Annotated in this window: 22 protein-coding genes and 1 pseudogene; 4 read left to right on the top strand and 19 right to left on the bottom strand. The window is 74.9% G+C overall.

From position 1 onward, the window contains the following. Positions 1–238: 238 nt before the first annotated feature. Genes ACFVFS_RS36425 through ACFVFS_RS36405 form a run of 5 tightly spaced genes read right to left on the bottom strand, consistent with a single transcriptional unit; the run spans position 239 to position 5951 of the window. On the bottom strand, positions 239–1234 hold the full coding sequence (locus ACFVFS_RS36425; protein ID WP_380629244.1) for an ABC transporter ATP-binding protein: 996 nt from the start codon (positions 1232–1234) through the stop codon (positions 239–241). Next, positions 1231–2232 carry an ABC transporter ATP-binding protein gene (locus ACFVFS_RS36420; RefSeq protein WP_380629243.1) on the bottom strand — a complete coding sequence of 334 codons (1002 nt, stop codon included), beginning with the start codon at positions 2230–2232 and terminating at the stop codon, positions 1231–1233. The genes ACFVFS_RS36425 and ACFVFS_RS36420 overlap by 4 nt, the downstream gene beginning before the upstream one ends. Beyond that, on the bottom strand, positions 2232–3218 hold the full coding sequence (locus ACFVFS_RS36415) for an ABC transporter permease (RefSeq protein ID WP_380629242.1): 987 nt from the start codon (positions 3216–3218) through the stop codon (positions 2232–2234). Before ACFVFS_RS36415 ends, ACFVFS_RS36420 begins: the two co-directional genes overlap by 1 nt. Then, positions 3215–4177 (bottom strand): ABC transporter permease, encoded by a 963-nt coding sequence (locus tag ACFVFS_RS36410; protein ID WP_380629241.1) that lies wholly within the window; start codon positions 4175–4177, stop codon positions 3215–3217. Before ACFVFS_RS36410 ends, ACFVFS_RS36415 begins: the two co-directional genes overlap by 4 nt. Before the next feature lie 13 nt (positions 4178–4190). Next, positions 4191–5951, bottom strand: coding sequence for an ABC transporter substrate-binding protein (locus tag ACFVFS_RS36405; RefSeq protein ID WP_380629240.1), 1761 nt, complete (start codon positions 5949–5951; stop codon positions 4191–4193). Between the two features lie 303 nt (positions 5952–6254). On the opposite strand from ACFVFS_RS36405, the gene ACFVFS_RS36400 reads away from it, so the two are divergent. Then, on the top strand, positions 6255–7658 hold the full coding sequence (locus ACFVFS_RS36400; protein WP_380629247.1) for an aminopeptidase P family protein: 1404 nt from the start codon (positions 6255–6257) through the stop codon (positions 7656–7658). 31 nt (positions 7659–7689) lie between these two features. On the opposite strand, the gene ACFVFS_RS36395 is transcribed toward ACFVFS_RS36400, so the two are convergent. The 3 genes from ACFVFS_RS36395 to ACFVFS_RS36385 form a co-directional block, all read right to left on the bottom strand. Next, entirely contained in the window at positions 7690–8721 is a 1032-nt protein-coding gene (locus ACFVFS_RS36395; protein ID WP_380629239.1) for a nitronate monooxygenase, read from the bottom strand. 129 nt (positions 8722–8850) lie between these two features. Beyond that, the gene (locus tag ACFVFS_RS36390) at positions 8851–9501 is read right to left on the bottom strand and encodes a response regulator (protein WP_380629238.1); all 651 of its coding nucleotides are present in this window, start codon (positions 9499–9501) and stop codon (positions 8851–8853) included. Continuing rightward, complete coding sequence (locus ACFVFS_RS36385) at positions 9498–10718, bottom strand: sensor histidine kinase (protein WP_380629237.1); 1221 nt, start codon at positions 10716–10718, stop codon at positions 9498–9500. The genes ACFVFS_RS36390 and ACFVFS_RS36385 overlap by 4 nt, the downstream gene beginning before the upstream one ends. 162 nt (positions 10719–10880) lie before the next feature. Here ACFVFS_RS36385 and ACFVFS_RS36380 point away from each other — a divergent pair, with 162 nt between their 5' ends. Continuing rightward, positions 10881–11957 carry an ABC transporter permease gene (locus ACFVFS_RS36380; RefSeq protein ID WP_380629246.1) on the top strand — a complete coding sequence of 359 codons (1077 nt, stop codon included), beginning with the start codon at positions 10881–10883 and terminating at the stop codon, positions 11955–11957. After that, positions 11954–12622, top strand: coding sequence for an ABC transporter ATP-binding protein (locus tag ACFVFS_RS36375; protein WP_380629236.1), 669 nt, complete (start codon positions 11954–11956; stop codon positions 12620–12622). Before ACFVFS_RS36380 ends, ACFVFS_RS36375 begins: the two co-directional genes overlap by 4 nt. Before the next feature lies 1 nt (position 12623). On the opposite strand, the pseudogene ACFVFS_RS36370 reads toward ACFVFS_RS36375, so the two are convergent. The 3 genes and pseudogenes from ACFVFS_RS36370 to ACFVFS_RS36360 form a co-directional block, all read right to left on the bottom strand. Continuing rightward, positions 12624–12815: pseudogene (locus ACFVFS_RS36370) on the bottom strand (Uma2 family endonuclease); the annotation flags it as partial. A gap of 85 nt (positions 12816–12900) precedes the next feature. Then, positions 12901–13614, bottom strand: coding sequence for a GntR family transcriptional regulator (locus tag ACFVFS_RS36365; protein WP_380629234.1), 714 nt, complete (start codon positions 13612–13614; stop codon positions 12901–12903). Between the two features lie 175 nt (positions 13615–13789). Continuing rightward, positions 13790–14680 carry an NAD(P)-dependent oxidoreductase gene (locus tag ACFVFS_RS36360; RefSeq protein ID WP_380629233.1) on the bottom strand — a complete coding sequence of 297 codons (891 nt, stop codon included), beginning with the start codon at positions 14678–14680 and terminating at the stop codon, positions 13790–13792. Positions 14681–14787: 107 nt separating this feature from the next. Here ACFVFS_RS36360 and ACFVFS_RS36355 point away from each other — a divergent pair, with 107 nt between their 5' ends. Continuing rightward, a complete protein-coding gene (locus ACFVFS_RS36355) occupies positions 14788–15366 on the top strand; it encodes a TetR/AcrR family transcriptional regulator (RefSeq protein ID WP_380629232.1) in 579 nt (192 codons plus the stop codon). Positions 15367–15579: 213 nt separating this feature from the next. Here the strand turns inward: ACFVFS_RS36355 and ACFVFS_RS36350 are convergent, their stop codons facing one another. The 8 genes from ACFVFS_RS36350 to ACFVFS_RS36315 form a co-directional block, all read right to left on the bottom strand. Then, entirely contained in the window at positions 15580–16587 is a 1008-nt protein-coding gene (locus tag ACFVFS_RS36350; protein ID WP_380629231.1) for an ornithine cyclodeaminase family protein, read from the bottom strand. Further along, positions 16584–17642: a proline racemase family protein gene (locus tag ACFVFS_RS36345; protein WP_380629230.1), complete on the bottom strand. Its 1059-nt coding sequence runs from the start codon at positions 17640–17642 to the stop codon at positions 16584–16586. Before ACFVFS_RS36345 ends, ACFVFS_RS36350 begins: the two co-directional genes overlap by 4 nt. Then, complete coding sequence (locus ACFVFS_RS36340) at positions 17642–19006, bottom strand: aldehyde dehydrogenase family protein (protein ID WP_380629229.1); 1365 nt, start codon at positions 19004–19006, stop codon at positions 17642–17644. The genes ACFVFS_RS36345 and ACFVFS_RS36340 overlap by 1 nt, the downstream gene beginning before the upstream one ends. Positions 19007–19064: 58 nt before the next feature. Then, on the bottom strand, positions 19065–20069 hold the full coding sequence (locus tag ACFVFS_RS36335; protein ID WP_380629228.1) for a proline racemase family protein: 1005 nt from the start codon (positions 20067–20069) through the stop codon (positions 19065–19067). Between the two features lie 109 nt (positions 20070–20178). Next, complete coding sequence (locus ACFVFS_RS36330) at positions 20179–21042, bottom strand: dihydrodipicolinate synthase family protein (RefSeq protein WP_380629245.1); 864 nt, start codon at positions 21040–21042, stop codon at positions 20179–20181. A gap of 205 nt (positions 21043–21247) precedes the next feature. Next, the gene (locus ACFVFS_RS36325; RefSeq protein ID WP_380629227.1) at positions 21248–22729 is read right to left on the bottom strand and encodes an NAD(P)/FAD-dependent oxidoreductase; all 1482 of its coding nucleotides are present in this window, start codon (positions 22727–22729) and stop codon (positions 21248–21250) included. Further along, positions 22710–23030: a (2Fe-2S)-binding protein gene (locus tag ACFVFS_RS36320; protein WP_376087302.1), complete on the bottom strand. Its 321-nt coding sequence runs from the start codon at positions 23028–23030 to the stop codon at positions 22710–22712. The genes ACFVFS_RS36325 and ACFVFS_RS36320 overlap by 20 nt, the downstream gene beginning before the upstream one ends. Before the next feature lie 184 nt (positions 23031–23214). Next, positions 23215–24396, bottom strand: a complete 1182-nt coding sequence (locus tag ACFVFS_RS36315; RefSeq protein ID WP_380629226.1) for an NAD(P)/FAD-dependent oxidoreductase — start codon at positions 24394–24396, stop codon at positions 23215–23217. Positions 24397–24452 lie beyond the last annotated feature (56 nt).

The following is a 24452-nucleotide window of genomic DNA, read 5'->3' as shown; positions in this document are numbered from 1 at the left end:
GCCCCGCCGCTGCCCCCGGCGGCGGGGGGGGCGGGGGGGCCCGGGTCGGCCGCGGCCCACATCGGGCGCCCCGCCGCGCCCCCCGGGGGGTTTCTGGGTGGGGGCGGGGTGCCGGCGCGCGGCGCGCGGGTGGTGCCGTACCGTCCGCCGTGGGGGTGGCCGGACGGTACGGCGGTCAAGTCGCGGCCGGGGGCGCGCCCATCGGCGGGCGCCCGCGGCCGCGGGACCGGGTCCCGGGTCAGTTCTCCGGGAAGTGGCAGGCCGCCTCGCGTCCGCCGGTTCCGGCGATCCGCAGCAGCGGACGCTCGGTACGGCAGATCTCCTGGGCCTTGGGGCAGCGCGGGTGGAAGCTGCACCCGGGCGGCGGGTCGGCCGGGCTCGGCGGGTCGCCGAGCAGCACGATCCGCTCGCGCTCGCGCTCCGCCGCCGGATCCGGCAGCGGCACCGCGGAGAGCAGCGCCTTGGTGTAGGGGTGCGCGGGGTTGCCGTACACCTGGTGCTTGTCGCCGATCTCGACGATCCGGCCGAGGTACATCACCGCGACCCGGTCGCAGACCCGCTTGACCACCGAGAGGTCGTGCGCGATGAAGATGTACGCCAGCCCCAGCTCGTCCTGGAGCCGCTCCATCAGGTTGACCACCTGGGCCTGGATGGAGACGTCCAGCGCGGAGACCGGCTCGTCGGCGACCACCAGCCGGGGCGAGGTGGCCAGCGAGCGGGCGATGCCGATGCGCTGGGCCTGACCGCCGGAGAACTCGTGCGGGTAGCGGTCCAGGTGCTCGGGGATGAGGCCGACCAGCTCCATCAGCTCGGCGGCCCGCTTGCGCGCCTCGGCCGCGCCGGTGCCCTGGACCAGCAGCGGCTCGGAGATGATCCGGGCCACCGTCTGGCGGGGGTTGAGCGAGGAGTACGGGTCCTGGAACACCATCTGCAGGTGCCTGCGGTGCGGGCGCAGCTCGGCCTGGCTCAGGCCGCCGATCTCGGTGCCGTCGAAGGTGACGGTGCCGGAGGTCGGATCCAGCAGCCGGACGATCATGCGCCCGGTGGTGGACTTGCCGCAGCCGGACTCGCCGACCAGGCCGAGCGTCTCGCCGGCGCCGACGTCGAAGCCGACGCCGTCCACCGCGCGGATCGGCGCACCGGCCTTCCCGGTGCGCGAGCGGCGGCCGGGGAAGGTCTTCACCAGGTCCCGGACCGTCAACAGGGGCTCGGCCGACTCGGTCGTCGCGGTCATCCCAGGGCTCCTTCCGGCACCAGCGGCAGGTGGCAGGCGGCCTGGTGGCCGGGGACGAGCGGGCCGAATCCGGGCCGCTCGGACAGGCAGCGGGCGTGCTCCTCGGCGGTGGCGGCGGTGGTGCGGGCGCAGCGCGGGGCGAAGGAGCAGCCGGGGGCGGGGGCGATCAGCGACGGCGGGCTGCCGGGGATGGCCCGCAGCGGGGCGTCGTCGGTGTCGTCCAGGCGGGGCAGCGAGTCGAGCAGCCCGCGGGTGTAGGGGTGCGCGGGGGCGGCGAACAGCCGCTCCACGGGCGCCTGTTCGGCGGCGCGGCCGCCGTACATGACGAGCACCTCGTGGGCGACCCGGGCGACCACGCCGAGGTCGTGGGTGATCATCACGACGCCGAGGCCGTGCTCCTGCTGGATCCGGGCGATCAGGTCGAGGATCTGGGCCTGGACGGTGACGTCGAGCGCGGTGGTCGGCTCGTCGGCGATCAGCAGCTCGGGCTCGCAGGCGAGCGCCATGGCGATCATCACGCGCTGGCGCATGCCGCCGGAGAACTGGTGCGGGTACTCGTCGACCCGGCGGGCCGGCTCGGGGATGCCCACCTCGGCGAGCATCTCGATCGCGCGCTGGCGTCCGGCCTTGCGGGAGGCCTTGAAGTGCACCCGGTAGTGCTCGGCGATCTGCTCCCCGACGGTGTAGAAGGGGTGCAGGCTGGACAGCGGGTCCTGGAAGATCATCGCGATCCGCCGGCCCCGGACTGTGCCGAGCTCCTTCTCTCCGAGCCCGTTGAGCTCCTGGCCGTGCAGCCGGATCGAGCCGTCGACCCGGGCGCCGCGGTGCAGGCCCATGACGGCCAGCGAGGTGACGGACTTGCCGCTGCCGGACTCGCCGACCAGGCCCAGGGTCTTGCCGGCCTCGACGGTGAAGCCGATGCCGTCGACGGCCCGGACGGTGCCGCGCGGGGTGTTGAAGGAGACCTTGAGGTCGTCAACCTCCAGAAGGGCGGTCATCAGTACCTCACTCTCGGGTCGACGAACGCGTAGAGCACGTCGACCAGCAGGTTCGCGACCACGATGAAGAAGGCCGCGAGCAGGGTGACGCCGAGGATCACGGGCTGGTCGGAGCGGAGCAGCCCGTCGTAGAAGAGCCGTCCGATGCCGGGGAGGCCGAAGATCGACTCGGTGATGACGGCGCCGGCGAGCAGTCCGCCGAGGTCCATGCCGAAGATGGTGAGGATCGGCGTCATGCCGGAGCGCAGCCCGTGCTTGACGGTGACCGTGCGGCCCGGCAGGCCCTTGGCCCGGGCCGTGCGGATGTACGGCTCGGCCATCGCCTCGATCATCGAGTTGCGGCTCTGCCGCGCGTACTGGGCCGCATACAGCAGGGCCAGCGCGATCCAGGGCAGCAGCAGGTTGGAGCCCCACTCGAAGGGGTTGTCGGTGAACTTGTGGTACGAGGGGTACGGCAGCAGGCCGGCGCTGCGCACGACGCCCCAGATCAGCATGATCGAGGTGAAGTAGACCGGCAGCGAGGCGGTGCCGACCGAGAGCACCATCAGGACGCGGTCGGCGGGCCTGCCCTTGCGCAGCGCCGAGGTGACGCCGGCGCCGAGGCCGAGGACCAGCCACAGCACGGCCGCGCCGAGGGCGAGCGAGACGGAGACCGGCAGGCGGTCGACGAGCAGGTCCCAGACCGGCAGCGAGTACTCGTAGGAGTAGCCGAGGCAGGGGAAGCCGCAGTGCACGGCGCTGGGGCCGCTGCCGTAGTCGCGGCCGGCCACGATGCCGGCCAGGTAGGCGCCGAACTGCTCCCAGACCGGCTTGTCCAGGCCCATCGCCGCCTTGACCTCGGCGAGCCGGTCGGGGCTGCAGGTCTTGCCGCACGCGGCGGCGGCCGGGTCGTTGGGCAGGAGGTAGAAGATGGTGAAGGTGATGGCGCAGATGGCGAGCATGATGCCCGCCACGCCGATCAGTCGGCGGCCGAGGTAGAGGATCACGACCGGCCTCCCCGGGGGTCGAGGATGTCCCGCAGCGCGTCGCCGAGCAGGGTGAACGCCAGCACCGCGATGAAGAGGAAGACCGTCGGGATCAGGAAGTACGTCGGGTCGGTCTCGTAGTGCACGATCGACTCGGCGATCATCTGGCCCCAGGAGGCCGTCGGCGGGCGGACGCCGACGCCGAGGTAGGAGAGCGCGGCCTCGGTGGCGATCATGCCGGGAATCAGCAGCGTGGTGTACGCGATGATCGGGCCGGAGACGTTCGGCAGGATCTCCCGGGTGAGGATGCGCCAGGAGCGCGCTCCGCCGACCTTGGCGGCCTCGACGTACTCGCGGTGCTTGAGCGAGAGGGTCTGGCCACGGACCACGCGGGCGATGCCGGGCCAGCCGAACAGGCCGATCACCGTGGTCATCAGCAGGATCCGGTTGACGTCCTTGGCCACCGACATCATCGCGATCATGAAGATCAGCGAGGGGAAGGACATGGTGAGGTCCATCAGGCGGGAGAGCAGGCTGTCGACCCGGCCGCCGAAGTAGCCGGCCGCGATGCCGGCCAGGGTGCCGGCGACGACGACCACCGCGGTGGCGATGAAGGCGATCAGCAGCGACACCTGGCCGCCGTGCAGGACGCGGGCGAACAGGTCGCGGCCGGTGACCGGCTCGACGCCGAGCCAGTGCCGGGCGCCGATGCCGCCGAAGTCGCCCTTGGGCACGCCGCCCAGGTACGGGTCGATGGCGCGCTTGTCGAACTCCTCGGGGGACCAGCCGCCGAGCGCGCTGAGCGGGCCGGCCAGCACGGCCAGCAGCACCAGGACGACGACGGTGACCAGGCCGAACCGGGCGGAGCCCTTGGCCCAGAGCTGGTCCCAGACCAGCCGCCAGGGCCCGCGCCCGGAGGCCTTCGCGGGGCCCGCCGCCGCGTCGGACGCGGCGGCGGGCTCAGTGGAAGTGCTACTCATTGCGGAGGTTCCCTCAGCCCTGGCTCTTCGAGGGGTCCTTGAGGCCGATCGTGGCCATGTCGATCATGCCGGCGTAGCCGGAGTTGCCGAACGCGCCGGCCACGTTGGTCCCGATCAGCAGCGCGCGGCGCTGCCACATCAGCGGCACGGCCGGGAAGGACTTCGTCATGAGGTCCTCGTCCAGCTTCTTCCAGGCCTTGTTGGCCTCGTTGACGTCGGTCAGGGCCGCGATGCGGTCCATCTCGTCCATCGTGGCCTGGTCGCGGAACTGGCTGTAGTTGCCCTGGTTGCCCTTCTCCTTGATGGTGCGGCCGTCGAAGATGAAGGGCAGGAAGGTCGCGCCGGACGGGTAGTCCGGGCACCAGCCGTTGATGGTCAGCTCGGGGGCGCTCTTGGTGTCGCCGAGGGTGTCGGTGAAGGCGGACGGGTCGACGGTGTTGACGGTGACCTGGATGCCGACCTTGGACAGCGACTGCTGGATGGCCTCGCCGCGGGTCTTGTCACCGAGCGAGACGGTGATCGAGACCTTGAGGTCGGTCTTGCCGGCCGCCTTGAGCAGCTCCTTGGCCTTCTCGGGGTTGCCGGTGGCCGGGATCTTCAGCGGGTCGGCCTTCTCGCCGCCGGTCAGCGACGGCGGCAGGTAGGAGGTGGCGACCTCGGCCAGCGCGGGACCGCCCCACGCGGTGACCTGGGCCTCCTTGTCGACGGCGTACATGACCGCCTCGCGGACCTTCGGGTCGTCGAAGGGCGCCTTGGCGGTGTTCATGTACAGGTTGTCGGTACAGCCGGTGCGCTCGGCGACCATGCGGGCCTTGACGTCCGGCTTGGGCAGCACCTTCGGCACCGACTCCGGGCGCATCCACGGCATCTCGATCGAGGAGGCGTCGGCGCCGTCGCTGGCGATGATCCGGTCGTCGACCTGGCCGCCCTTGAGGCCCTGGGTCACCACGATCTTGTCCGGGTAGGCCTTGCGGACGGTGTCGGTGCCCGCCTCCCAGTTGGTGTTGCGGACCAGCACCAGCTGCTTGCCGCGGTCGTAGGACTCGATCTTGTACGGGCCGGAGGAGAACGGCCGGGTGTCGTACTGGGTGCCCTTCTCCTGGGCCGGCGGGACCGGCGCGAAGGTCGGCAGGGTGGCCGTGTAGGAGAACTCGGCGACCGGGCGCTTGAGGTGGAAGATGATCGTCTTGTCGTCCGGCGTCTCGATGCTCGGCAGGTGCTCGCCGGTCAGCGGGCCCTTGTAGTTCTCGCCGCCGGCCAGGTACTGGACGGCGTAGTCGGGACCGCCGGTGAGGTCCGGCGAGAACGAGCGCTCGACGTTGTACTTGATGTCGGAGGACTTGATCGGGGTGCCGTCCTCGTACTTCAGGCCGTCCTTCAGGGTGAAGGCCCAGGTCTTGCCGCCGTCGGACGGGCGGCCGACGTCGGTGGCGAGGTCGGGGACGATCTCGCTGCCGGCGGCGCCCGGCTCGGCCTTGAAGGTGACCAGGGTGCGGTAGATCAGCCGGGTACCGAAGTCCATCTGCGGCAGGGTCCAGTTGCGCGCCGGGTCCAGGTGGGCGAAGTCCTGGTTGGTCAGCACGGTCAGAGTGCCGCCCTTGACCGGCGTACCGCCCGCGATGGTCCCGTTCTCGGCACCCGGGCCCGTGGTGGAGGTCGCGGCGCTGTCGCCGCCCGAGGTGTCGTCCTTGTCCTTGTTGCCGCAGGCCGCGAGACCGAGGGAGAGTGCCGCCGCGATGGCCGCCGCGATGGCGGTCTGGGTACGCCTGTTCATATCTGACTCCGCAGTGGGGGGCCGCCGTGAAGGCCCGTCGTCCGCCCCGGGGGTGGATCCGGGACCTGCCGTGGAGGGCGACCTCAGGGGGTCTAGCCGCTCCGCGGTGTGACCCGTAACATAGTAATGTGAAATTGCACTGCACAAGAGGTGACGCCGCCCGTTACCGAGCTGTGTCCGTGCCGACCCCCACCTCCCCCCGATCCGCACCATCCGCTTAGGAGCCACCCGGTGACCCTCCGTCAGACCGGCCTCAACACCGGAAGCCACGACCTCCCCGTCTCGGCCGCCCTCAACGCCTTCATGGGCACCTCCTGGGCGGCCACCCCGCTCCCGGCCGACGACCGCGTCCCCGGCCACGCCGTGACCCCCGCCCGCCGCACCCGGCTCTCCGCCGCCTTCCCCGGCGAGCGCCTGCTCGTCCCGGCCGGCCAGCTCAAGGTCCGCAGCAACGACGTCGACTACCGCTTCCGCCCGCACAGCGCCTACGCCTGGCTCACCGGGCTCACCGGCGAGGACCAGGTCGGCCACGTCCTCGTCCTGGAGCCGACCGGCCCCGACGGCCACGAGCCCGTCCTGTACCTGCGCCCCCGCTCCCCCCGCGGCGGCGACCCGGTGCGCGGCGCCGAGTTCTTCCGCGACCGCCGCTACGGCGAGTTCTGGGTCGGCCGCCGCCCCGACCTCGACGAGGCCGCCCGGCTCACCGGCGTGCGCGTCGAGCACCTCGACGAGCTGGAGAAGCTCCTCACCGGCCCGCAGCCCGCCACCCGGGTGCTCACCGGCGTCGACCCCGCGCTCGACGCCGCCACCGGCCGCCCCGGCTCCCCGGAGCTCGTCCAGGGCGACGGCCTGTTCGCCGCCGTGCTGTCCGAGCTGCGGCTGGTCAAGGACGCCTGGGAGGTCGAGCAGCTCCAGCTCTCCGTCGACCACACCGTCCTCGGCTTCGAGGACGTCGTGCGCGCCCTGCCCGCCGCCCTGCGCCACCACCGCGGCGAGCGCTGGATCGAGGGCGTGTTCAACCTGCGCGCCCGCGCCGAGGGCAACGGCATCGGCTACGAGACCATCGCCGCCTCCGGCGCCCACGCCTGCGTCCTGCACTGGATCCGCAACGACGGCGCCCTCGACCCGAACGCCCTGCTGCTGCTCGACGCCGGCGTGGAGACCGACACCCTCTACACCGCCGACATCACCCGCACCATCCCGCTGAGCGGCACCTTCACGCCCGTCCAGCGGCAGGCCTACGAACTCGTCCTCGCCGCCCAGCAGGCCGGCATCGACGCGCTGCGCCCCGGCGCCCGCTTCCGCGACTTCCACGCCGCGGCCGCCCGGGTCATCGCCGAGGGCCTCTCCGACTGGGGCATCCTGCCGGTCTCCGCCGAGGAGGCGCTCGCCGAGGACAGCGGCCTCTACCGCCGCTACACCCTCTGCGGCACCGGCCACATGCTCGGCCTCGACGTCCACGACTGCGCCAGGGCCCGCGCCGAGACGTACCTGGACGGCGTCCTGGAGGAGGGCCACGTGCTCACCGTCGAGCCCGGCCTCTACCTCCAGCCCGACGACGAGACGCTGCCCGCCGAGCTGCGCGGCCTGGGCATCCGGATCGAGGACGACCTCGTCATCACCGCCGACGGCGCCCGCCTGATGTCCGGCGCGCTGCCCCGCACGGTGCCGGCCATCGAGGCCTGGATGGCGGAACTGCTCGGCTGAGCGGTGCCGTCCGGCGGGCCGCCGGGCCGGGTCACCGCCCGGCGGCCCGCCCCCACAGCTCCGCGACCAGCTCCGCCGCCGGACCGCTGCGCGCCGCCCGGTGGCCCGTCCCCGCCCACAGGTGCATCGCCTGCGCGTCGCCGCGCCGGGCCGCCGCCGCACGCAGCGGCTGGGTCAGGTAGTGCACGTCCGGGTAGGCGGCGGGCGCGTACGGTCCGAAGCGGTCGGTGAAGCCGTTGCGCAGCGCCCGCGCCGCACGGCCGGTGAACGCCCTGGTCACCGTGGTCGCGTCGAACTCCGTCAGCGCCGCCCGGTGCGCCGCCGCCGTCCCGGCCTCGTCCGCGCGCAGCAGCGCCGTGCCCACCTGCACCGCCGCCGCCCCGGCCCGCAGCGCGGCCGCCACCGCCGGGCCGTCCGACAGCCCGCCGGCCGCGATCAGCGGCAGCCCGGTCACCGCCCGGACGGCGGCCAGCAGGTCGAGCAGCGGCAGCTCCCCGGGGCGGTCCGCCACGGCATGGGTGCCGCGGTGCCCGCCGGCCTCCGGGCCCTGGACGCACAGCGCGTCCATCCCGACCGCCTCGGCGCGGCGCGCCTCCTCCGGCGTGGTCACCGTGCCGACCTGGAAGGTGCCGGCCGCCCGCAGCGCCCGTGCCTCCTCGGCCAAGGGCAGTCCGAAGGTGTACGAGACCACCGGCACCGGGACGGGCCCGGCGAGCAGTCCCTCGATCTTGGCCTCCCAGTCGTCCCGGTCCGGCGCGATCGCCTCCGGCAGGGTCACGCCGTGCCGCTCGGCCTCCGGCCGCAGCCGCTCCCGGTAGGCGGCCACCGCCGCCGGGTCGCCCGGCTCCGCCGGCACGAACAGGTTCAGACCGAACGGGCGGTCGGTCAGCTCCCGGACCCGGCGGACCTGTTCGAAGGTGTCCGCGGCGCTCCGGTACCCGGCGGCGAGGAAGCCGAGCCCGCCCGCCCCGCTCACGGCGGCCGCCAGCTCCGGCGTCGACGGCCCGCCGGCCATCGGCGCGCCGATCACGGCCACGGGGAGTTCGTCGAGTCGCACGGCCATCCGGGAATCCTCCACTCACCCGGCGCACCGGGGTTCTCGGGCTGCCCGCCCACCCTACGCCCGCACCGGACGGCCCCGTGGCCCGGCCGCACCGCACACCCCCGCCCCCCAGCCGCCCGCAGGGCCCCCTCACCCCCCGCGCCGGATCAACCCCCGCGCCCGCGCCTCCCGCACCGCCGCCGTCCGCGACTCCACGCCCAACTTCGTGTAGATGTGCACCAGATGCGACTTCACCGTCGCCAGGCTCAGCTGCAGCCGCCGACTGATCGCCTGGTTGGTGAGCCCGTCCGCGACCAGCCCCAGCACCTCCGTCTCCCGCACGCTCAGCGCCACCGCAGGCGCCCGCATCCGCTCCAGCAGCCGGTCCGCCACCGTCGGCGCCAGCGCCGTCCGCCCCGCCGCCGCCGACCGCACGGCCCGCGCCAGCTCCTCCGGCGGCGCGTCCTTCAGCAGGTACCCGGTGGCCCCGGCCTCCAGCGCCGGCAGGGTGTCCGCGTCGGTGTCGTACGTGGTCACCACCAGCACCCGCGGCGCCCCCGCGCCCCGCGCGGTGATCGCCGCGGTGGCCTGCGCACCGTTCATCGCCGACCCGGGCCCGAACTGGAGGTCCATCAGCACCACGTCCACGTCCAGCTCCGCCGCGAGCTCGACGGCACGCTCGGCGGTCGCGGCCTCCGCGACGATCGCGAAGTCCGGCTCGCTCTCCAGCACGGCCCGCAGCCCGGCCCGGACCACCGGATGGTCGTCGGCCAGCAGCAGGCGGATCACACCGTCGGTCACGAGGTCTCCTCGCTCGAAGCGTCAGGCACCGGCAGCAGCACGGCGAGCGCCGTCCCCTCCCCCGGCGCGGACTCCACCGCGAAGGTCCCGCCGAGCGCCCGCGCGCGGGCCCGCATCGACGGCAGCCCGAACCCGCCGTCCCCGTCCGCGACCGCCTCAGGTCCGCCGACGGCCGCCGGCTCGAACCCCGCCCCGTCGTCCACCACGTCCAGCGCCACCTCGCCCGCCATGAAGCTGAGCGTCACCTCCGCGTGCGTCGCCCCCGCGTGCCGCACCGTGTTCCCGAGCGCCGACTGCGCGATCCGCAGCAGCGCCACCTCGTGCGGCACCGGCAGCCGGACCCGCTCGCCGGAGACGTGCAGCCGCACCGCCAGCCCGCTGTGCGCCGAGGTCGTCGCGCACAGCCGCTCCAGCGCCACCGGCAGCGTGTCGCTCTCCAGCGCCGGCGGGGTGAGCGCCCGCACGAAGCGGCGGGCCTCGTCGAGGTTGTCCTGCGCGGCCTGCCGGGCCTGCTCGACGTACTCGGCGGCGGCGTCGGTGCGCTCCGGCAGCGCGCGCTGCGCGGCCCGCAGCAGCAGCTGGATGCTGGTGAGGCTCTGCGCGAGGGTGTCGTGGATCTCCCGGGCGAGGCGCTCGCGCTCGGCGAGGACGCCGGCCGCGTGGTGGGCGGCGGCGAGGTCGGCGCGGGCGGCGGTCAGCTCGTCGATCAGACGGCGGCGCTCCTCGCTCTCCCGGTAGAGCGCCTGGTAGCCGAGGACGGTGGCGGTGGCGACGGCGGCGCCCAGCAGCGGCCCGATCGCCGCCGCGACGCTGACGGTGTGCTGGTGCGCGGAGTAGGCGGCGATCGAGGCGACCGCGGTGAGCCCGACCGCCACCGGCCCGGCCCGGCGGCCGAGCAGGTGCAGTTCCAGGAAGTACAGCGGGAAGGCCAGCCAGACCCCGTCCTGGGTGGTGAGCAGCACCCCCGCCCAGGTGACGCCGAGCAGCGCCAGCCAGAGCCCGGCGGCTCGGCGGGAGCGGCCGACCGCACCGATCAGCGGCCCGGCCGTGTAGACGGCGGCCATCGCGGTCGCGGCGGCCGTGACCGCCGCCGGGTCGCCGCCCCGGCCGGCCAGGGCCCGGACGACGGCGAGCGCCAGCAGGCCCGCCACGAGCAGGTGCAGGCAGACCTGGAGGACGCGGGCGACGGGGGTGGTTCGAGGTCGATCGGTCGCCATCCGTCCAGCCTAGGGTCCGCGCGTCCGTCCGGCATCAATCGAAAGGTTGAACTCCGCTCTCACCCTTCGATGCCGAGGATGCAATCCCCGGTGCGATGCCCGAGGGGCCCTCCTTCGAGGAGTGTTTCCAGTGTCGCAGTGGATCGAGCGGAAGGGCTTGCGGTGTTCGTCGCCTGGAGGGATCTGAGGTTCGCCAAGGGGCGGTTCGCCCTGATGGGAACCGTCATCGTGCTGATCACGGTGCTGGTCGGCCTGCTGTCGGGCCTGACGGCCGGGCTGGGTCGGCAGAACATCTCGGCGATCACCGGCCTGTCCGCCGACCACCTGGCCTTCGGCCGGCCCGCCGACGGCCAGAAGCTGTCGTTCACCGACTCCCAGGTCACCCCCGAGCAGTGGCGGGGCTGGGCCCGGACCCCGGGCGTCACCGACGCGCAGCCGCTCGGCATCGCCACCACCAAGGCGGCGGCCGGCCCGCGCACCGCCGCGCTCTCCGTCTTCGGCCTGCCCGACGGCTCCCCGCTGGCCCCCCGGGGCGCCGAGCTCGCCCCGGGCCGGGCGGTGCTGTCGGAGACCGCCGCGAAGGACCTCGGCGGGCTGCGCCCGGGCGACGCGTTCACCGTCGCCGGCCACCCCCTGACGGTCGCGGCCGTCTCCGGGGACGCCTCCTACAGCCACACCCCGGTCGTCTGGACCACCCTCACCGACTGGCAGCGGGCCGCCCCGGGCGGCGCCGGCCACGCCACGGTCGTCGCGCTCACCACCGCCGACGGGGCCGACCTGGCCGCCGCCGACGCCGCGCTCGGCACCGAGACCCGCACCCGGGACGACGCGCTCGCCGCGATCGGCTCCTACACCTCCGAGAACGGCTCGCTGCAACTGATGCGGGGCTTCCTGTTCGCCATCTCCGCCCTGGTGATCGGCGCGTTCTTCACGGTCTGGACGATCCAGCGCAGTGGCGACATCGCCGTCCTGAAGGCGCTCGGCGCCTCCACCCGCTACCTGCTGCGCGACGCGCTGGGGCAGGCCGTCGTGCTGCTGCTCCTCGGCACCGCGCTCGGCACGGCCGTCGCCGCCGGCCTCGGCGCGCTGATCGGCTCCGCCGTCCCGTTCGTCCTGGACGCGCCGACCGTACTGGTCCCCGCCGTCGTCATGATCGCGCTCGGCGCGGTCGGCGCGGCCCTGTCCGTCCGCCGCATCACCTCCGTCGACCCGCTGACCGCCCTGGGGAGCGCCCGATGAGCCTCGTTCTCGACCACGTCACCCTGACCTACCCGGACGGCGACGGCCGGCTGACCGCCCTCGACGACGTCTCGCTGACCGTTCCCAAGGGCACCCTCACCGCCGTCGTGGGCCCCTCCGGCTCGGGCAAGTCCAGCCTGCTGGCGGTCGCCGCCACGCTGATCGCCCCCGACTCCGGCCGGGTGGCGGTGGACGGCACCGAGACCACCGGCCTCGACCGCACCGCGCTGACGGCGCTGCGCCGCGACCGGATCGGCATCGTCTTCCAGCAGCCCAACCTGCTGCCCTCGCTCACCGCCGTGGAGCAGCTCCAGGTGATGGCCCACCTGGACGGCCGCGCCCCGCGCACCGCCCTGCCCCGGGCCCTGGAGCTCCTGGACGCCGTCGGCCTGCGCGACCAGGCGGCCCGCCGCCCGCACCAGCTGTCGGGCGGTCAGCGCCAGCGGGTGAACATCGCCCGCGCCCTGATGAACGACCCCACCGTCCTCCTGGTCGACGAGCCCACCAGCGCCCTCGACCACGAGCGCGGCGCCGCCGTCCTGGACCTGCTGACCACCCTCACCCACCAGCGCGCCACCGCCACCGTCCTGGTCACCCACGACCGCACCCACCTCACCGCGGTCGACCAGATCGCCGAGGTCCACGACGGCCGCCTGACCGTGTGACCTACTTCTTCGCGGCCAGTACGTCGTCCACCGACAGTTTCACCGACGCCCCGATGGACTCCGGCAGCGTGAACGACTGGCCCGGATGGTGAACGGCGTGCACCCGGTACTCGCCGTCCTGTGGATCGGTGAGCACCATGACGCGTTGATCGGGCCGATCAACGATGAGATACACCGGCACGCCCGCAGAGGCGTACCGATGTCGGGAACATCGTCGTAGGACTCAGGGCCAATTCCCTACCCGGTCCTGCGCTTTCGCCCGAACGGGCGGTTTGCCCCTAGCGGGCCCGCAGCCGCAGGCCGGTGCGGGACTCCTCCGGCTGCTCCTGCTGGTCCTCGGCCCACAGCGAGCGGACATGGCTGAGGTGGCGGGTCATGCAGGACTCGGCGGCCGGGGCGTCGCCGGCGATCATCAGATCGAGCAGCTCCAGGTGCTCCTCCGCCGAGGAGACCAGCTCGCCGCGCTCGGAGAGGCGGTTGAGGCCGTAGAGGCGGGAGCGCTTGCGCAGGTCGCCGACGACCTCGACCAGGCGGGCGTTGCCGGCCAGGCCGAGCAGGTCGAGGTGGAACTGGCGGTCGGCCTCCAGGTAGCCGATGAGGTCCTGCTTGCCCGCGGCGGCGACGATCGCCTCGGCCTGCGGACGCAGCGCCTCCAGCTGGTCGGGGCTGGCGCTGCGGGCGACCCGGCCGATGGTGGGGACCTCGATGAGGGCGCGGATCTCGGTGAAGTCGTCGAGGTCGCGCTCGGTGAGCTCGGTGACCCGGAAGCCCTTGTTGCGGACGGCCTCGACCAGGCCCTCGCGGGCGAGGTCGAGCATGGCCTCGCGGACGGGGGTCGCGGAGACGCCGAAGTCGGCGGCGAGGGCGGGCGCGGAGTAGACGACGCCGGGGCGCAGCTCGCCGGAGATGAGGGCGGCCCGCAGGGCGTGGGCGACCTGGTCGCGCAGCCGCTCCTGGACGGAGATCAGGGTGCGGGGTTTGAGGTCGGCCATGGTGTTCCTCCGGTGAGTGCAGAACACCAGCGTACAATGTCACGTTACGTTGAGTGTGCAACATTCCGTGATTCGGACGCCCCATCGGCGACCGCCGTACATGACCGGATCCCATCGTGGCAGGGCCGCCGCCCGGTGACAACGGTCGGCGGCCCCCCACTTCGCCCGCCCCGGCTCACTCCCCCTTGAACACCCGGACCAGACTGGTCGCGCTGGACGCCCCGTGCCCGGCCTCGACGCCCCGCCGGAAGGCGTCGGCGATCGCCCGCGGCAGGGCGCCGTCCACCCCGGAGGCCTCCACGGTGTGCAGGACGTGCTCGACGCTGGCCAGCGCCATCGTCAGCCGGTCGACGTCGCCCTCGTGGTGGCCGGCGGCGATCCGGGGCGCGTAGAAGGCGAGGAAGCCCGGCATCGAGGCGGCGGTCGAGGTGGCGTAGGGCAGGAACGCGTCGGCCGGGATGCCGTTGGCCTCGGCGACGGCGGTGGCGTGCAGGTAGCCCGCCAGCGAGGTCCAGAAGAGGTCCATCTGGATCTGGTAGTACAGCTGGGCGAGCCCGGGGTCGTCGCCCCGGTAGTCGACGCCGGTCAGCACCTCCAGGGCGGCCCGGTGCCGCCGGAACAGCTCGACCGGGCCGCTGTAGAAGGTGGACGACTCGGGCCTGCCGATGCCGGACGGCGGCACCTGCACCCCGCCGGTGAGGTGCCCGGCGCCCCGCTCGGCGAGCCACCGGGCCGCCTCGCGGGCCCGCCCGGGGGTGTCCGAGCTGAGGTTGACGACGGTCCTCCCGGCCAGCTCCGCCTCGGCGGCGGCGAGCACGGCGAACACCGCGTCGTAGTCGGTCAGGCTGAGCACGACCAGTTCCCCGGCCGCGACCGCCGCGGCGGCGCTCGGCGCGAGGACCGCGCCGCGGGCGACCAGGCCGGCGGCCCGCTCGGCCGTCCGGTTCCAGAGCGTGACCGCGTACCCGGCGTCGAGGTAGGCGCCGGCCATGGCCAGGCCCATCGGGCCGAGGCCGATCACGGTGACGGACGGCTTGCCGTGCTGCTGCTGCGGTGCGACGGACATGGGGATCCCCTCCGGAGTGCGACTAGAACGAACGCTCTATCCAGGACGTGACGCTAGCACAGCACTAGAACGAACGCTCTATCCAATCCACCGGCTAGACTCCCCCCGTGAAGACCACTACCACCGGCACCCGCGAGCGGATCGTCCGGGCCACCTCCCGGCTGCTCCAGCGCCAGGGGTTCGAGGGCACCGGCATCAAGCAGATCTCCCGCGAGGCGGAGGCCACCCTCGGCTCCGTCTACCACTTCTTCCCGGGCGGCAAGCAGGAGCTGGCCGCCGAGGCGATCCGCCACGGCGACCGGGAGTTCGCCGGGATGCTGCACGAGGCGATGGACGGCACCGCCGACCCGGCCGAGGCGGTGACCGCCTGCACCCGGCTGCTCGCCGAGGCCCTGCGCGCCTCCGACTGGCAGGACGGCTGCCCCATCACCACCACCGCCCTGGAGACGGTCGGCCGGGCCCCGGTCATCGAGCAGGCCGTCACCGAGGCCTTCGCGCACTGGCGCGCGATCGTCGAGGAGAAGCTGCACGGCTCGGGCATCGCCCTCACCGACGCCCGCGAACTCGCCGCCACCGTCATCAACACCCTGGAGGGCGCCGAACTCGCCGCCCAGGTCGCCCGCAGCGAGGAGCCGCTCCACCTGACCGGCCGCCACCTGGCCCGGCTGATCAACACCTACCGCTAACCGCCGCGGGCCGCCCGAAGGCCCCGGAACGCAAAGAAGCGGCCGACGTGGCGGGGGATCCCGTCCCCACCACGTCGGCCGCACTTCCGGCCGGTCACTTCAACGACCGCCCCCCGTCCAGGGCAACGGGTCCGGGGGCGGGTGCCGGCGCAGCGCCGAGGCGCCGGCACCGTGCGTCGGGCCCCACAGCGGGCCCCGTGCCGACCGGAGTACTCAGCCCGCGTCGCGGCGGTGTGCCTCCGCCGCGACCGCGAGGTCCTGCCAGGCCATGCCGACGCTCTTGAAGAACCTCGGCCGGCCGGCCGGAACCGGTGCCTCGCCGTTCACCAGCTCGGCCAGGTTCCACAGGGTGTCGGCACCGGTCACGCCCGCCATCAGCAGGTCGCCGGCCTCCCGCAGCGCCACCGCGCGGGCCTCCACGTAGAGCGCGGACCGGCCGACCAGCACCTCGTCCACCTCCCGGGCGTCGACCTCGTGCGAGCCGACCGCCGCCACCGCCGCGTGGTCCGGGACCAGCGCGCCGTCGAACAGCGGGGTGCGCGCGGTGGTGCAGCAGACCACCAGGTCGGCGTCCGCGACGTCGGCGGCGGTGCCGACGGCGGCCGCCACGCCGCGGGCGCGGGCGTACCGCGCCAGCGCCTCGGCGGGCCCCTCGCTGCGGGCGACCACGGTGACCCGGGTCAGCGGGCGGATCGCCAGCAGCGCGTCCAGGTGGCCGTAGGCCTGCGGGCCGGAGCCGAACAGCACCAGGTGCGCGGCCTGCGGCGCCGCCAGCCGGTCCAGCGCGACGGCGGTGACCGCGGGGGTGCGCAGCGAGGTGAGCGCGACGCCGTCGAGCAGCGCGAGCGGCTGCAGGGTCGGACCGTCCAGCAGCAGGTAGCTGCCGGTGATCCGGGGCAGCCCGACCGCCGGGTTGGCGGGGGCGACCCCGGCGACCTTCACCCCGACGTACCGGGAGGAGGCGGCCGGCATCAGCAGCAGCTCCCCGGCGGGCACCGGGATGTTCGACCGGGCGGGCGCGGCCTCCGGGTCCAGCCCGTCGAGCAGGACCTGCTCGATCGCCCGGGCCGCCTCGACGGGTGTCAGTGCGACGGAGTCCGAGGCGAGGACGCCGTCCGGGCCCGGCGCGGCGGGCTGGAGCGGCTCAGCCGCCGCGCCGGGCGGTTCCGGGGCCGGAGCGGTGACCGGGGCAGCGGCCACCGTCCTCAGGTCCCCGCTCACAGCAGGAACCCCGCACCCAGGGTGTCCTGCGCGTCCAGTACGAAGCGGTGCTCGCCGGTGCGGTGCGCGGTGCCGGTCACCTCGGTGACCACCCCGTCGCCCCACGGGTCCCCGCCGGCCAGCACCCGCCCGCCGAAGACGGTGCCGATGATCGACTCGTGCCGCAGCTCCTCGCCGGGCGCGAGCCGCCCCTCGGCGGCCAGGACCGCCAGCCGGGCCGAGGTGCCGGAGCCGCACGGCGAGCGGTCGATCTGGCCGTCCGCGAAGACGGTGACGTTGCGCTGGTTCGGTCCGCCGTCCACCGCCGGGAGGTCGTCGTACAGGACGACCCCGTAGACGCCCGACAGCCGCGGGTCCACCGGGTGCTGCACCGCCGGGTGCCCGGCCAGCGCGGCCCTGATCTCCCGCCCGATCGCGGTGAGCTCGGGCAGCTCGCCGAGGCTCACCGAGAGGCCGAGCGCGGCGGCCGGCACCGAGGCGTAGCAGGCGCCGGAGTGCGCGACGGCCACCTCGACGGTGCCGCGCGAGGTCTCCACCGGCAGCTTCAGCTCGCTGACCCAGGCGGGCACGTTGCGGAACGTCACCCCGGTGGTCCGCCCGGCGGCCCGGTGGACCAGCGCGGTGACCCGGCCGGACGGCACGTCGATCCGCACCCGGGCGACGCCGTACTCGGGCGCCGCGACCAGCCCGGAGTCGACCGCCCAGGCGCCGAGCGCGATGGTGCCGTGGCCGCAGGCGGTCGAGTAGCCGTCCTTGTGCCAGAACAGCACGCCGAGGTCGGCCTCGTCGTCGTCCGGCGGCACCAGGAAGCCGCCGTACATCCCGGCGTGGCCGCGCGGCTCGCGGGTGAGCAGCTGCCGGACGCCGTCCAGCGCGCTCGGCCGGGGCGCGGTCGCGGTGCCGCCGGCGCCGATCGCGATGGCCCGCCGCTCGGCGACGCTGTCACCGGGGATGAGCGGCGCGCCGCCGACGACGATCCGGAACGGCTCGCCGGCCGTGTGGTAGTCGACGGTGTCGACCCGCAGGGCCTCGCCGCCGGTGGGCTGCGCCGTCATCAGGCACCCCCGCCCGGCAGCAGGGTGACGGTGCGGCTCTGGGTGTAGAAGTCCAGCGCCGCCTGCCCCTGCTCGCGGGCGCCGTGGCTGGCGCCCTTGGCACCGCCGAACGGCAGGTGGAAGTCGACGCCGCTGGAGGGCGCGTTGACCCGGATCATGCCCGCGTTCAGCCGGTCGGCGGCGGTCAGCGCCGCGTCCAGGTTCCGGGTGTGCACCGAGGCGGACAGGGTGTACGGGGTGTCGTTGGCGAGCGCGATCGCCTCGTCCAGGTCGGCCGCCGTGTGCAGCACGGCGATCGGGCCGAAGAACTCCTCGCGCCGCAGCGGGTGGTCGTCCGGCACCCCGGCGACCAGGGTCGGCTCCAGGTACCAGCCGTCCCGCTCCGGGACGCCGCCGCCGGTCAGCACCTCGGCCCCGGCCTCCTGGGCGGAGACGACGGCCGCGGTGATCTCGTCCCGGGTGGCCTCGTTGATGACCGGGCCGCAGGAGGTGTCGTCGACCGCGGCGAGCGCCTTGACCAGCGCCGCGCGCAGCGGCTCGTAGGCGGCGCCGACCGCGACGACCCGGCTGGTGGCGGTGCACTTCTGGCCCGCGTAGCCGGCGATCGCGTTGGCGACGTGGGCGGCGGCCTGGTCGATGTCGGCGTCCGGCAGGACGATCGCCGCGTTCAGCCCGCCGAGTTCGGCCTGCACCGGGATGCCGCGCTCGGTGGCGGTACGCACGACCTGCCGCCCGACCCCGGTGGAGCCGGTGAAGGAGACCACGTCGGCCGCGGCGACCAGGGTGCCGCCCTCGGCCCCGCCGCCGGGCAGCACGGTGAAGACGTCCGCGGGCAGCCCGGCGCCGGCGATCAGCTCGCCCAGCCGCCGGGCGACGCCGATCGCCTCCGAGGAGGGCTTGAGGACGACGCTGTTGCCGACGGCCAGCGCCGGGGCGGCCTTCCAGGTGGGGATCGCCAGCGGGAAGTTCCACGGCGTGATCAGCCCGGCGACCCCGTAGGGGCGGCGGCGGGTGAGCAGCAGGCCGGACCCGACCGCGGTCTCGTGCACCTCGCCGGAGGCGGCGAACGGCGCCTGCGCGTAGTAGCGCCAGATCGCGGCAGTGCGGGCGACCTCGCCGCGCGCCTCGGCGATCGGCTTGCCGACCTCGCGCACGACCAGCTCGGCCAGCTCCTCCGCGTTCGCCTCGACCGCCTCGGCGATCCGGGTGAGCGCGGCCGAGCGGGCACCGGCGCCGGCGGCGAGCCAGCCGGACTGCGCGGCGCGGGCACGGGCGACGGCGGCCTCGACGGCCTCGGAGCCGGGGCGGGGCGCCTCGGCGACGAGGTCCGCGGGGTCGGCGGGGTTGTACGAACGGATCGTCACGGGGGGCAGCCCTTCGGGGGATTCGACGGGAGGGGTGGAGACGGGGGGCGGCGGGCGGTCAGAGCAGGAAGCCGGCCGGGAACGGGTCGGTGGGGTCGAGGAAGTACTGGGCGGTGCCGGTGACCCAGGCCCGCCCGGTGACGGTCGGCACCACCGCGGGACGCCCGGCCACCTCGGTCTCCTCGACCAGGCGGCCGATGAAGGTGGTCCCGATGAAGGAGTCGTTGCGGAAGTCCCGGTCCAGCGGCAGTTCGCCGCGGGCGTGCAGCTGGGCCATCCGGGCGGAGGTGCCGGTGCCGCAGGGCGAACGGTCGAACCAGCCGGGGTGGATGGCCATCGCGTGCCGGGAGTGCTCGGCGGTGGAGCCCGGGGCGAGCAGCTGGACGTGGTGGCAGCTGTGGATGGACGGGTTCTCCGGGTGCACCGGGCGGTCCGGTCCGGCGTTGATGGCGTCCATCAGGGCCAGGCCGGCGTCCAGGATGTCCTGCTTGCGCTCGCGCTCGAACGGCAGGCCGAGTTCGGCGAGCGGCAGAATGGCGTAGAAGTTGCCGCCGTAGGCGAGGTCGTAGCCCACCGTGCCGTAGCCGGGGACCTCGATCTTCCGGTCCAGCGCCACCGAGTAGGACGGCACGTTGCGGATGGTGACCGCCTTGGCCGCGCCGTTCTCCACCGCGACGTCCGCGATCACCAGGCCCGCCGGGGTGTCGAGGCGGACGGTGGTGACCGGCTCGACGACCGGCACCATGCCCGTCTCCACCAGCACGGTGGCGACCCCGATGGTGCCGTGGCCGCACATCGGCAGCAGGCCGGAGACCTCGATGTAGAGCACGCCCCAGTCGGCGTCCGGCCGGGTCGGCGGCTGCAGGATCGCGCCGCTCATCGCGGCGTGGCCGCGGGGCTCGTACATCAGCAGGGTCCGGAAGTGGTCCAGGTGCTGCTGGAAGTGCACCCGGCGCTCGGCCATGGTGGCGCCGGGGATGACGCCGAACCCACCGGTGATGACCCGGGTGGGCATGCCCTCGGTGTGCGAGTCGACGGCGTGGAAGACGTGGCGGCTGCGCATCTGCTGACGCTCCCTGGGGGTGGGTGGTGGATGGGTGGGTGGGCCCGGTCAGGGGGGCCGGCTGCCGCCGCAGCCGGCCGTCCCTGACTCCGGAACTACGGGGTGCGGGTCAGGCGAGGCCCTCGGCCAGCGCCTTCTCGGTGGCCGCGCGGACGGCCGCCTCGATCTCCGGGGTCAGCGGCAGGCGCGGCGCCCGGGTCGGACCGCCGGGGCGGCCGGCGATGTCCATGGAGAGCTTGATCGCCTGGACGAACTCGGTCTTGGAGTCCCAGCGCAGCAGCTGGTGCAGCGCCTTGTAGAGCGGCAGCGCGGTGCCCAGGTCGTGGGCGACGGCGGCCTTGTACAGCGCGACGCTCGCCTCGGGCAGCGCGTTCGGGTAACCGGCGATCCAGCCGACCGCGCCGGCCAGGGCCAGCTCCAGCAGCACGTCGTCGGCGCCGATCAGCAGGTCCAGGCCCGGGGCCAGCTCGGCGATCTCGTACGCCCGGCGGACGTCGCCGCTGAACTCCTTGACCGCGACGATCGAGCCCTCGGCGTGCAGCTCGGCGAGCAGCGACGGGACGAGGTCGACCTTGGTGTCGATCGGGTTGTTGTAGGCCACGATCGGCACGCCGGCCTTGGCGACCTCGGCGTAGTGGCCGCGGACGGCCGCCTGGTCGGCGCGGTAGGCGTTCGGCGGCAGCAGCAGGACGGAGCCGGCGCCGGCCTCGGCGGCCTGCTCGGCCCAGCGGCGGGACTCGGCGCTGCCGTAGGCGGCGACGCCGGGCATCACCCGGGAGCCGTCGCCGGCCGCCTCGACGGCGACCTCGACGACCTTGGCGCGCTCCTCGGCGGTGAGGGTCTGGTACTCGCCGAGCGAGCCGTTGGGGACGACGCCGTCACAGCCGGACTCGATCAGCCAGCGGACGTGGTCGGCGTACGCGTCGTAGTCGACGGAGAGGTCCGGGCGCAGCGGGAGCGTGGTGGCGACCATGATGCCGCGCCAGGGCCGGGTGGTGTCGTGCGGGGTCTGGGACACAGGTGACTCCTTGGTGAGGTGTGACATTTTATTAGGGGGCGCGCGGCGGACACAAGAGTCCCCGCCGAGCGATTTCGGGCGGACCGGGGCGGGCCGGGCCTGGTGGGCCCGGTCCCGCCCGGTCACGCCCCGTTCGGGCCCGGTCAGGGCCCGAACGGGCTCAGGGGCGGTCGTCCCGGCCGTCCGGCTCGGCCTGTCCGGCCTGCTCCGTCCGCTCCGTCCGCTCGGCCGCGAGTTGTCCGAGCGGAACGGGGCAGGAGAACGGCCGACTGTCGGCCCGGGACTCCTCCGGCAGGGCGCCGCCGCCGGCCAGGCAGGCCACCGCCGGACCGCACATCCGGCCCTGGCACCAGCCCATCCCGGCCCTGGTCAGCAGCTTGACGGTGCGCGCGTCGCCCGCGCCCAGCCCGTCCACCGCCTCGCGGATCCGCCCGGCCGGGACCTCCTCGCAGCGGCAGACGTCGGTGTCCTCCCGCAGCCAGTCGGTCCAGCCCGGGCCGGGCCGGTGGGCGGCGGCCATCAGCTCGGCGAAGGCCCGCAGCCGGGAGCGCCGGCGCAGCAGCGCGGTGCGCACCGGCCGGTCGGCGACCGCGTGCGCGGCCAGTTCGCCCTCGGTGATCGCCAGGTCGGCGCCGCCGACCCCGCAGGTCTCGCCGGCCGCCCAGAGCCCGGGGACGGTGGTCCTCAGCCGGGCGTCGACGCTGAGCGCGGCCGTCCCGTCGGGCGTGCTGCGGACCGCCGCGCCCACCTCGGTGGCCAGTTCGATCTGCGGGACCAGCCCGTGGCCGACGGCGAGCGCGTCGCACGCGATCCGCCGCTCGCTGCCGGGCACCGGACGCCAGTCGGCGTCCAGCCGGGCCACCGTGACGGCGGTGACCCGGTCCGTGCCGTGCGCCTCGACGACCGCGCTGCGCGGCCGCAGCCGCACGCCGTGCCGCAGCAGCGCGGAGCCGTGCCCGGCGCCCTCGACGAGCTTGGCCGGAACGGCGGCCAGCACGCCGGGGCGCCGGGCGTACCCGAGGTACGCGGTGGCCTCGACCACCGCGGGCACCTCGGCGCCGGCGGTGACCAGGGAGGAGGCCGCCGCGAGCAGCAGCGGGCCGCTCCCGGCCACCACGATCCGCCGCCCGGGCAGCACCAGGCCGGCCTTGAGCATGGCCTGCGCGCCACCGGCGGTCACCACCCCGGGCAGGGTCCAGCCGGGGAAGGGCAGCTGCCGCTCGTACGCGCCGGTGGCGAGCAGGACGGCGGCGGACCGGACGGTGGCCCGGTCGTCGGCGTCCGGGCCGGTGGTGGCGTGCAGCCGCCAGTCGCGCTCCCCCGCGCGCTCCAGCGCCCACACCTGGTGGCCGGACAGCAGGTCGACGCGGCCGGCCGCGCGGTGGGCGGCGAGCCGCTCGGCGAGGCCGGTGTAGACGGACCAGCCGTGGTGCAGCCGATCGGGCCGGTTGGCGCCGAGGCCGGGGGCCGGGTGGCGGTAGTACTGCCCGCCGGTGCTCCGGCCGGCGTCGACCAGGGCGCAGCGCAGCCCGAGGTCGGCGGCGGTCACGGCGGCGGCCAGGCCGGCCGGCCCGGCGCCGATCACCGCGAGGTCGTAGGGGTCCGGCCCGCCGGACAGGGGCTCAGACGTCGAGGTCGGCACGGCCGTGACCCTCCTGGGTGGTGACGGTGGTGCCGGGCTCGGCCGGCAGCAGGCAGGTGCGCTGGTTGGGCCGCCCGTCGACGGTCGCCAGACAGTCGAAGCAGGCGCCGATGCCGCAGAACGCCCCGCGCGGCCGGCCGCCGACCCGGGTGGTGCGCCAGGCCAGCACGCCGTCGGCCCAGAGGGCGGCGGCGATCGTCTGCCCGGGCAGCGCGGGCACGGGCCGGCCGTCGAAGTCGATGGTGAACGCGGGCCCGGGTTCGGCCCGGACCAGCTCCGCGGGGGTGCGGGGACGGCGCATGGGTGGGGGTTCTCCGTTCAGCTCATGAGCCGATCGTGGGGTTGTCGGCCGGACCGGTGACCGGGCGGCCCGATGACCGGACCGTGCGGCCGTCGGGCCGGGTGGCGGCCCTTCCGGCGGTCCGTGGACTCGGCGCGGCGCACTGTGCGGGGTCGTTCCGCACGTGGCGGGGTGCGCCGCGGCCTCAGCCGCCGTCGGCCTCGGCGCCGCCCTCGATCGGGAAGCGGTCGGCCCGGAAGGGCGTGAGGTCCAGGTCCGCGGCCTTGCCGGTGAGCTGCTGGGCGATCAGCAGCCCGGTGGCCGGGGCCAGGCCGATGCCCGCGCCCTCGTGGCCGCAGGCGTGGTACAGGCCGGCCACCCGGGGGTCGGCGCCGATCGCGGGCAGATGGTCCGGCAGGTACGGGCGGAAGCCGCGGTAGGCCCGCATCACGCTCACCCCGGCCAGCACCGGGAAGAGCGCGGCGGCCTGGGCTGCCAGCCGGTGCAGTACCTCGACCGAGAGGGTGCGGTCGAAGCCGACCCGCTCGCGGCTGGCGCCGATCAGCACCGGCCCGCCCGGTGTGCCCTCGACCACGGCCGAGGTCTGCAGCGCGGCGGAGCCGCTGGCGACGTCGGCCACGTAGTCGGCGGCGTACACCTTGTGCCGGACGATCCGCGGCAGCGGCTCGGTGACCAGCACGAACCCGCGCCGCGGCAGCACCGGCAGCCGGACGCCGGCCAGCGCGGCCAGCTCACCGCCCCAGGTGCCGGCGGCGTTGACCACGGCGGGCGCCTCGATCCGCCGCCGCTCGGTCTCGACGCCGCACACCGCGCCGTCGGCCCCGAGCCGCACGGCCCGGACGGCCTCGCCGGTGTGCAGCCGGGCCCCGGCCCGGCGGGCGGCGCGCAGCAGGTGGGCGGCCGCCAGCGCGGGCTGGACCTGGGCGTCCTGGGGGTACAGGAACCCGCCGGCCAGGCCGGGCGCGAGGTGCGGCTCCAGCTCGTTCAGCCGCTCGCCGGGGATCTCCTCGGAGGTGACGCCGACCGCCGTCTGCGCGGCCGCGAAGGCGCGCAGCGCCTCCTGCCGGGCGGGCGTGCCGGCGACCACCAGGCCGCCCTTGGGCTCGTACTCGACGGCATCGCCGAGGTCCTCGGCGAGCTCGCGCCACAGGCCGGTGGAGTACAGGGCGAGGTCGAGCTCGGGGCCGGGCTCCTTGTCGGAGACCAGCAGGTTGCCCTCGCCGGCGCCGGTGGTGCCGCCGGCGACCGGGCCGCGGTCGACGACGTCGACGAGGAGGCCGGCCCGTGCGGCGTAGTACGCGCAGGCGGCGCCGACGACGCCGGCACCGACCACGACGACGTCGGGGAGTCTCGGGGAGTGGGACACGTCAGTAATATGTCACATGCCATCGAAGCTGCCAAGACCGCCGCCCGGATCGGACC

Source organism: Kitasatospora sp. NPDC057692, from assembly GCF_042799475.1.
Classification (GTDB): domain Bacteria; phylum Actinomycetota; class Actinomycetes; order Streptomycetales; family Streptomycetaceae; genus Kitasatospora.
This window is presented reverse-complemented; position numbering and strand designations above follow the sequence as displayed.

What these genes read in the sequence shown, in the direction of transcription:
- ACFVFS_RS36425 (WP_380629244.1), bottom strand. Translation starts at nt 1,234, where the DNA reads ATGACCGCGACGACCGAGTCGGCCGAGCCCCTGTTGACGGTCCGGGAC.
- ACFVFS_RS36420 (WP_380629243.1), bottom strand. Translation starts at nt 2,232, where the DNA reads ATGACCGCCCTTCTGGAGGTTGACGACCTCAAGGTCTCCTTCAACACC.
- ACFVFS_RS36410 (WP_380629241.1), bottom strand. Translation starts at nt 4,177, where the DNA reads ATGAGTAGCACTTCCACTGAGCCCGCCGCCGCGTCCGACGCGGCGGCG.
- ACFVFS_RS36405 (WP_380629240.1), bottom strand. Translation starts at nt 5,951, where the DNA reads ATGAACAGGCGTACCCAGACCGCCATCGCGGCGGCCATCGCGGCGGCA.
- ACFVFS_RS36400 (WP_380629247.1), top strand. Translation starts at nt 6,255, where the DNA reads ATGGGCACCTCCTGGGCGGCCACCCCGCTCCCGGCCGACGACCGCGTC.
- ACFVFS_RS36395 (WP_380629239.1), bottom strand. Translation starts at nt 8,721, where the DNA reads ATGGCCGTGCGACTCGACGAACTCCCCGTGGCCGTGATCGGCGCGCCG.
- ACFVFS_RS36385 (WP_380629237.1), bottom strand. Translation starts at nt 10,718, where the DNA reads ATGGCGACCGATCGACCTCGAACCACCCCCGTCGCCCGCGTCCTCCAG.
- ACFVFS_RS36375 (WP_380629236.1), top strand. Translation starts at nt 11,954, where the DNA reads ATGAGCCTCGTTCTCGACCACGTCACCCTGACCTACCCGGACGGCGAC.
- ACFVFS_RS36365 (WP_380629234.1), bottom strand. Translation starts at nt 13,614, where the DNA reads ATGGCCGACCTCAAACCCCGCACCCTGATCTCCGTCCAGGAGCGGCTG.
- ACFVFS_RS36360 (WP_380629233.1), bottom strand. Translation starts at nt 14,680, where the DNA reads ATGTCCGTCGCACCGCAGCAGCAGCACGGCAAGCCGTCCGTCACCGTG.
- ACFVFS_RS36345 (WP_380629230.1), bottom strand. Translation starts at nt 17,642, where the DNA reads ATGACGGCGCAGCCCACCGGCGGCGAGGCCCTGCGGGTCGACACCGTC.
- ACFVFS_RS36335 (WP_380629228.1), bottom strand. Translation starts at nt 20,069, where the DNA reads ATGCGCAGCCGCCACGTCTTCCACGCCGTCGACTCGCACACCGAGGGC.
- ACFVFS_RS36330 (WP_380629245.1), bottom strand. Translation starts at nt 21,042, where the DNA reads ATGGTCGCCACCACGCTCCCGCTGCGCCCGGACCTCTCCGTCGACTAC.
- ACFVFS_RS36320 (WP_376087302.1), bottom strand. Translation starts at nt 23,030, where the DNA reads ATGCGCCGTCCCCGCACCCCCGCGGAGCTGGTCCGGGCCGAACCCGGG.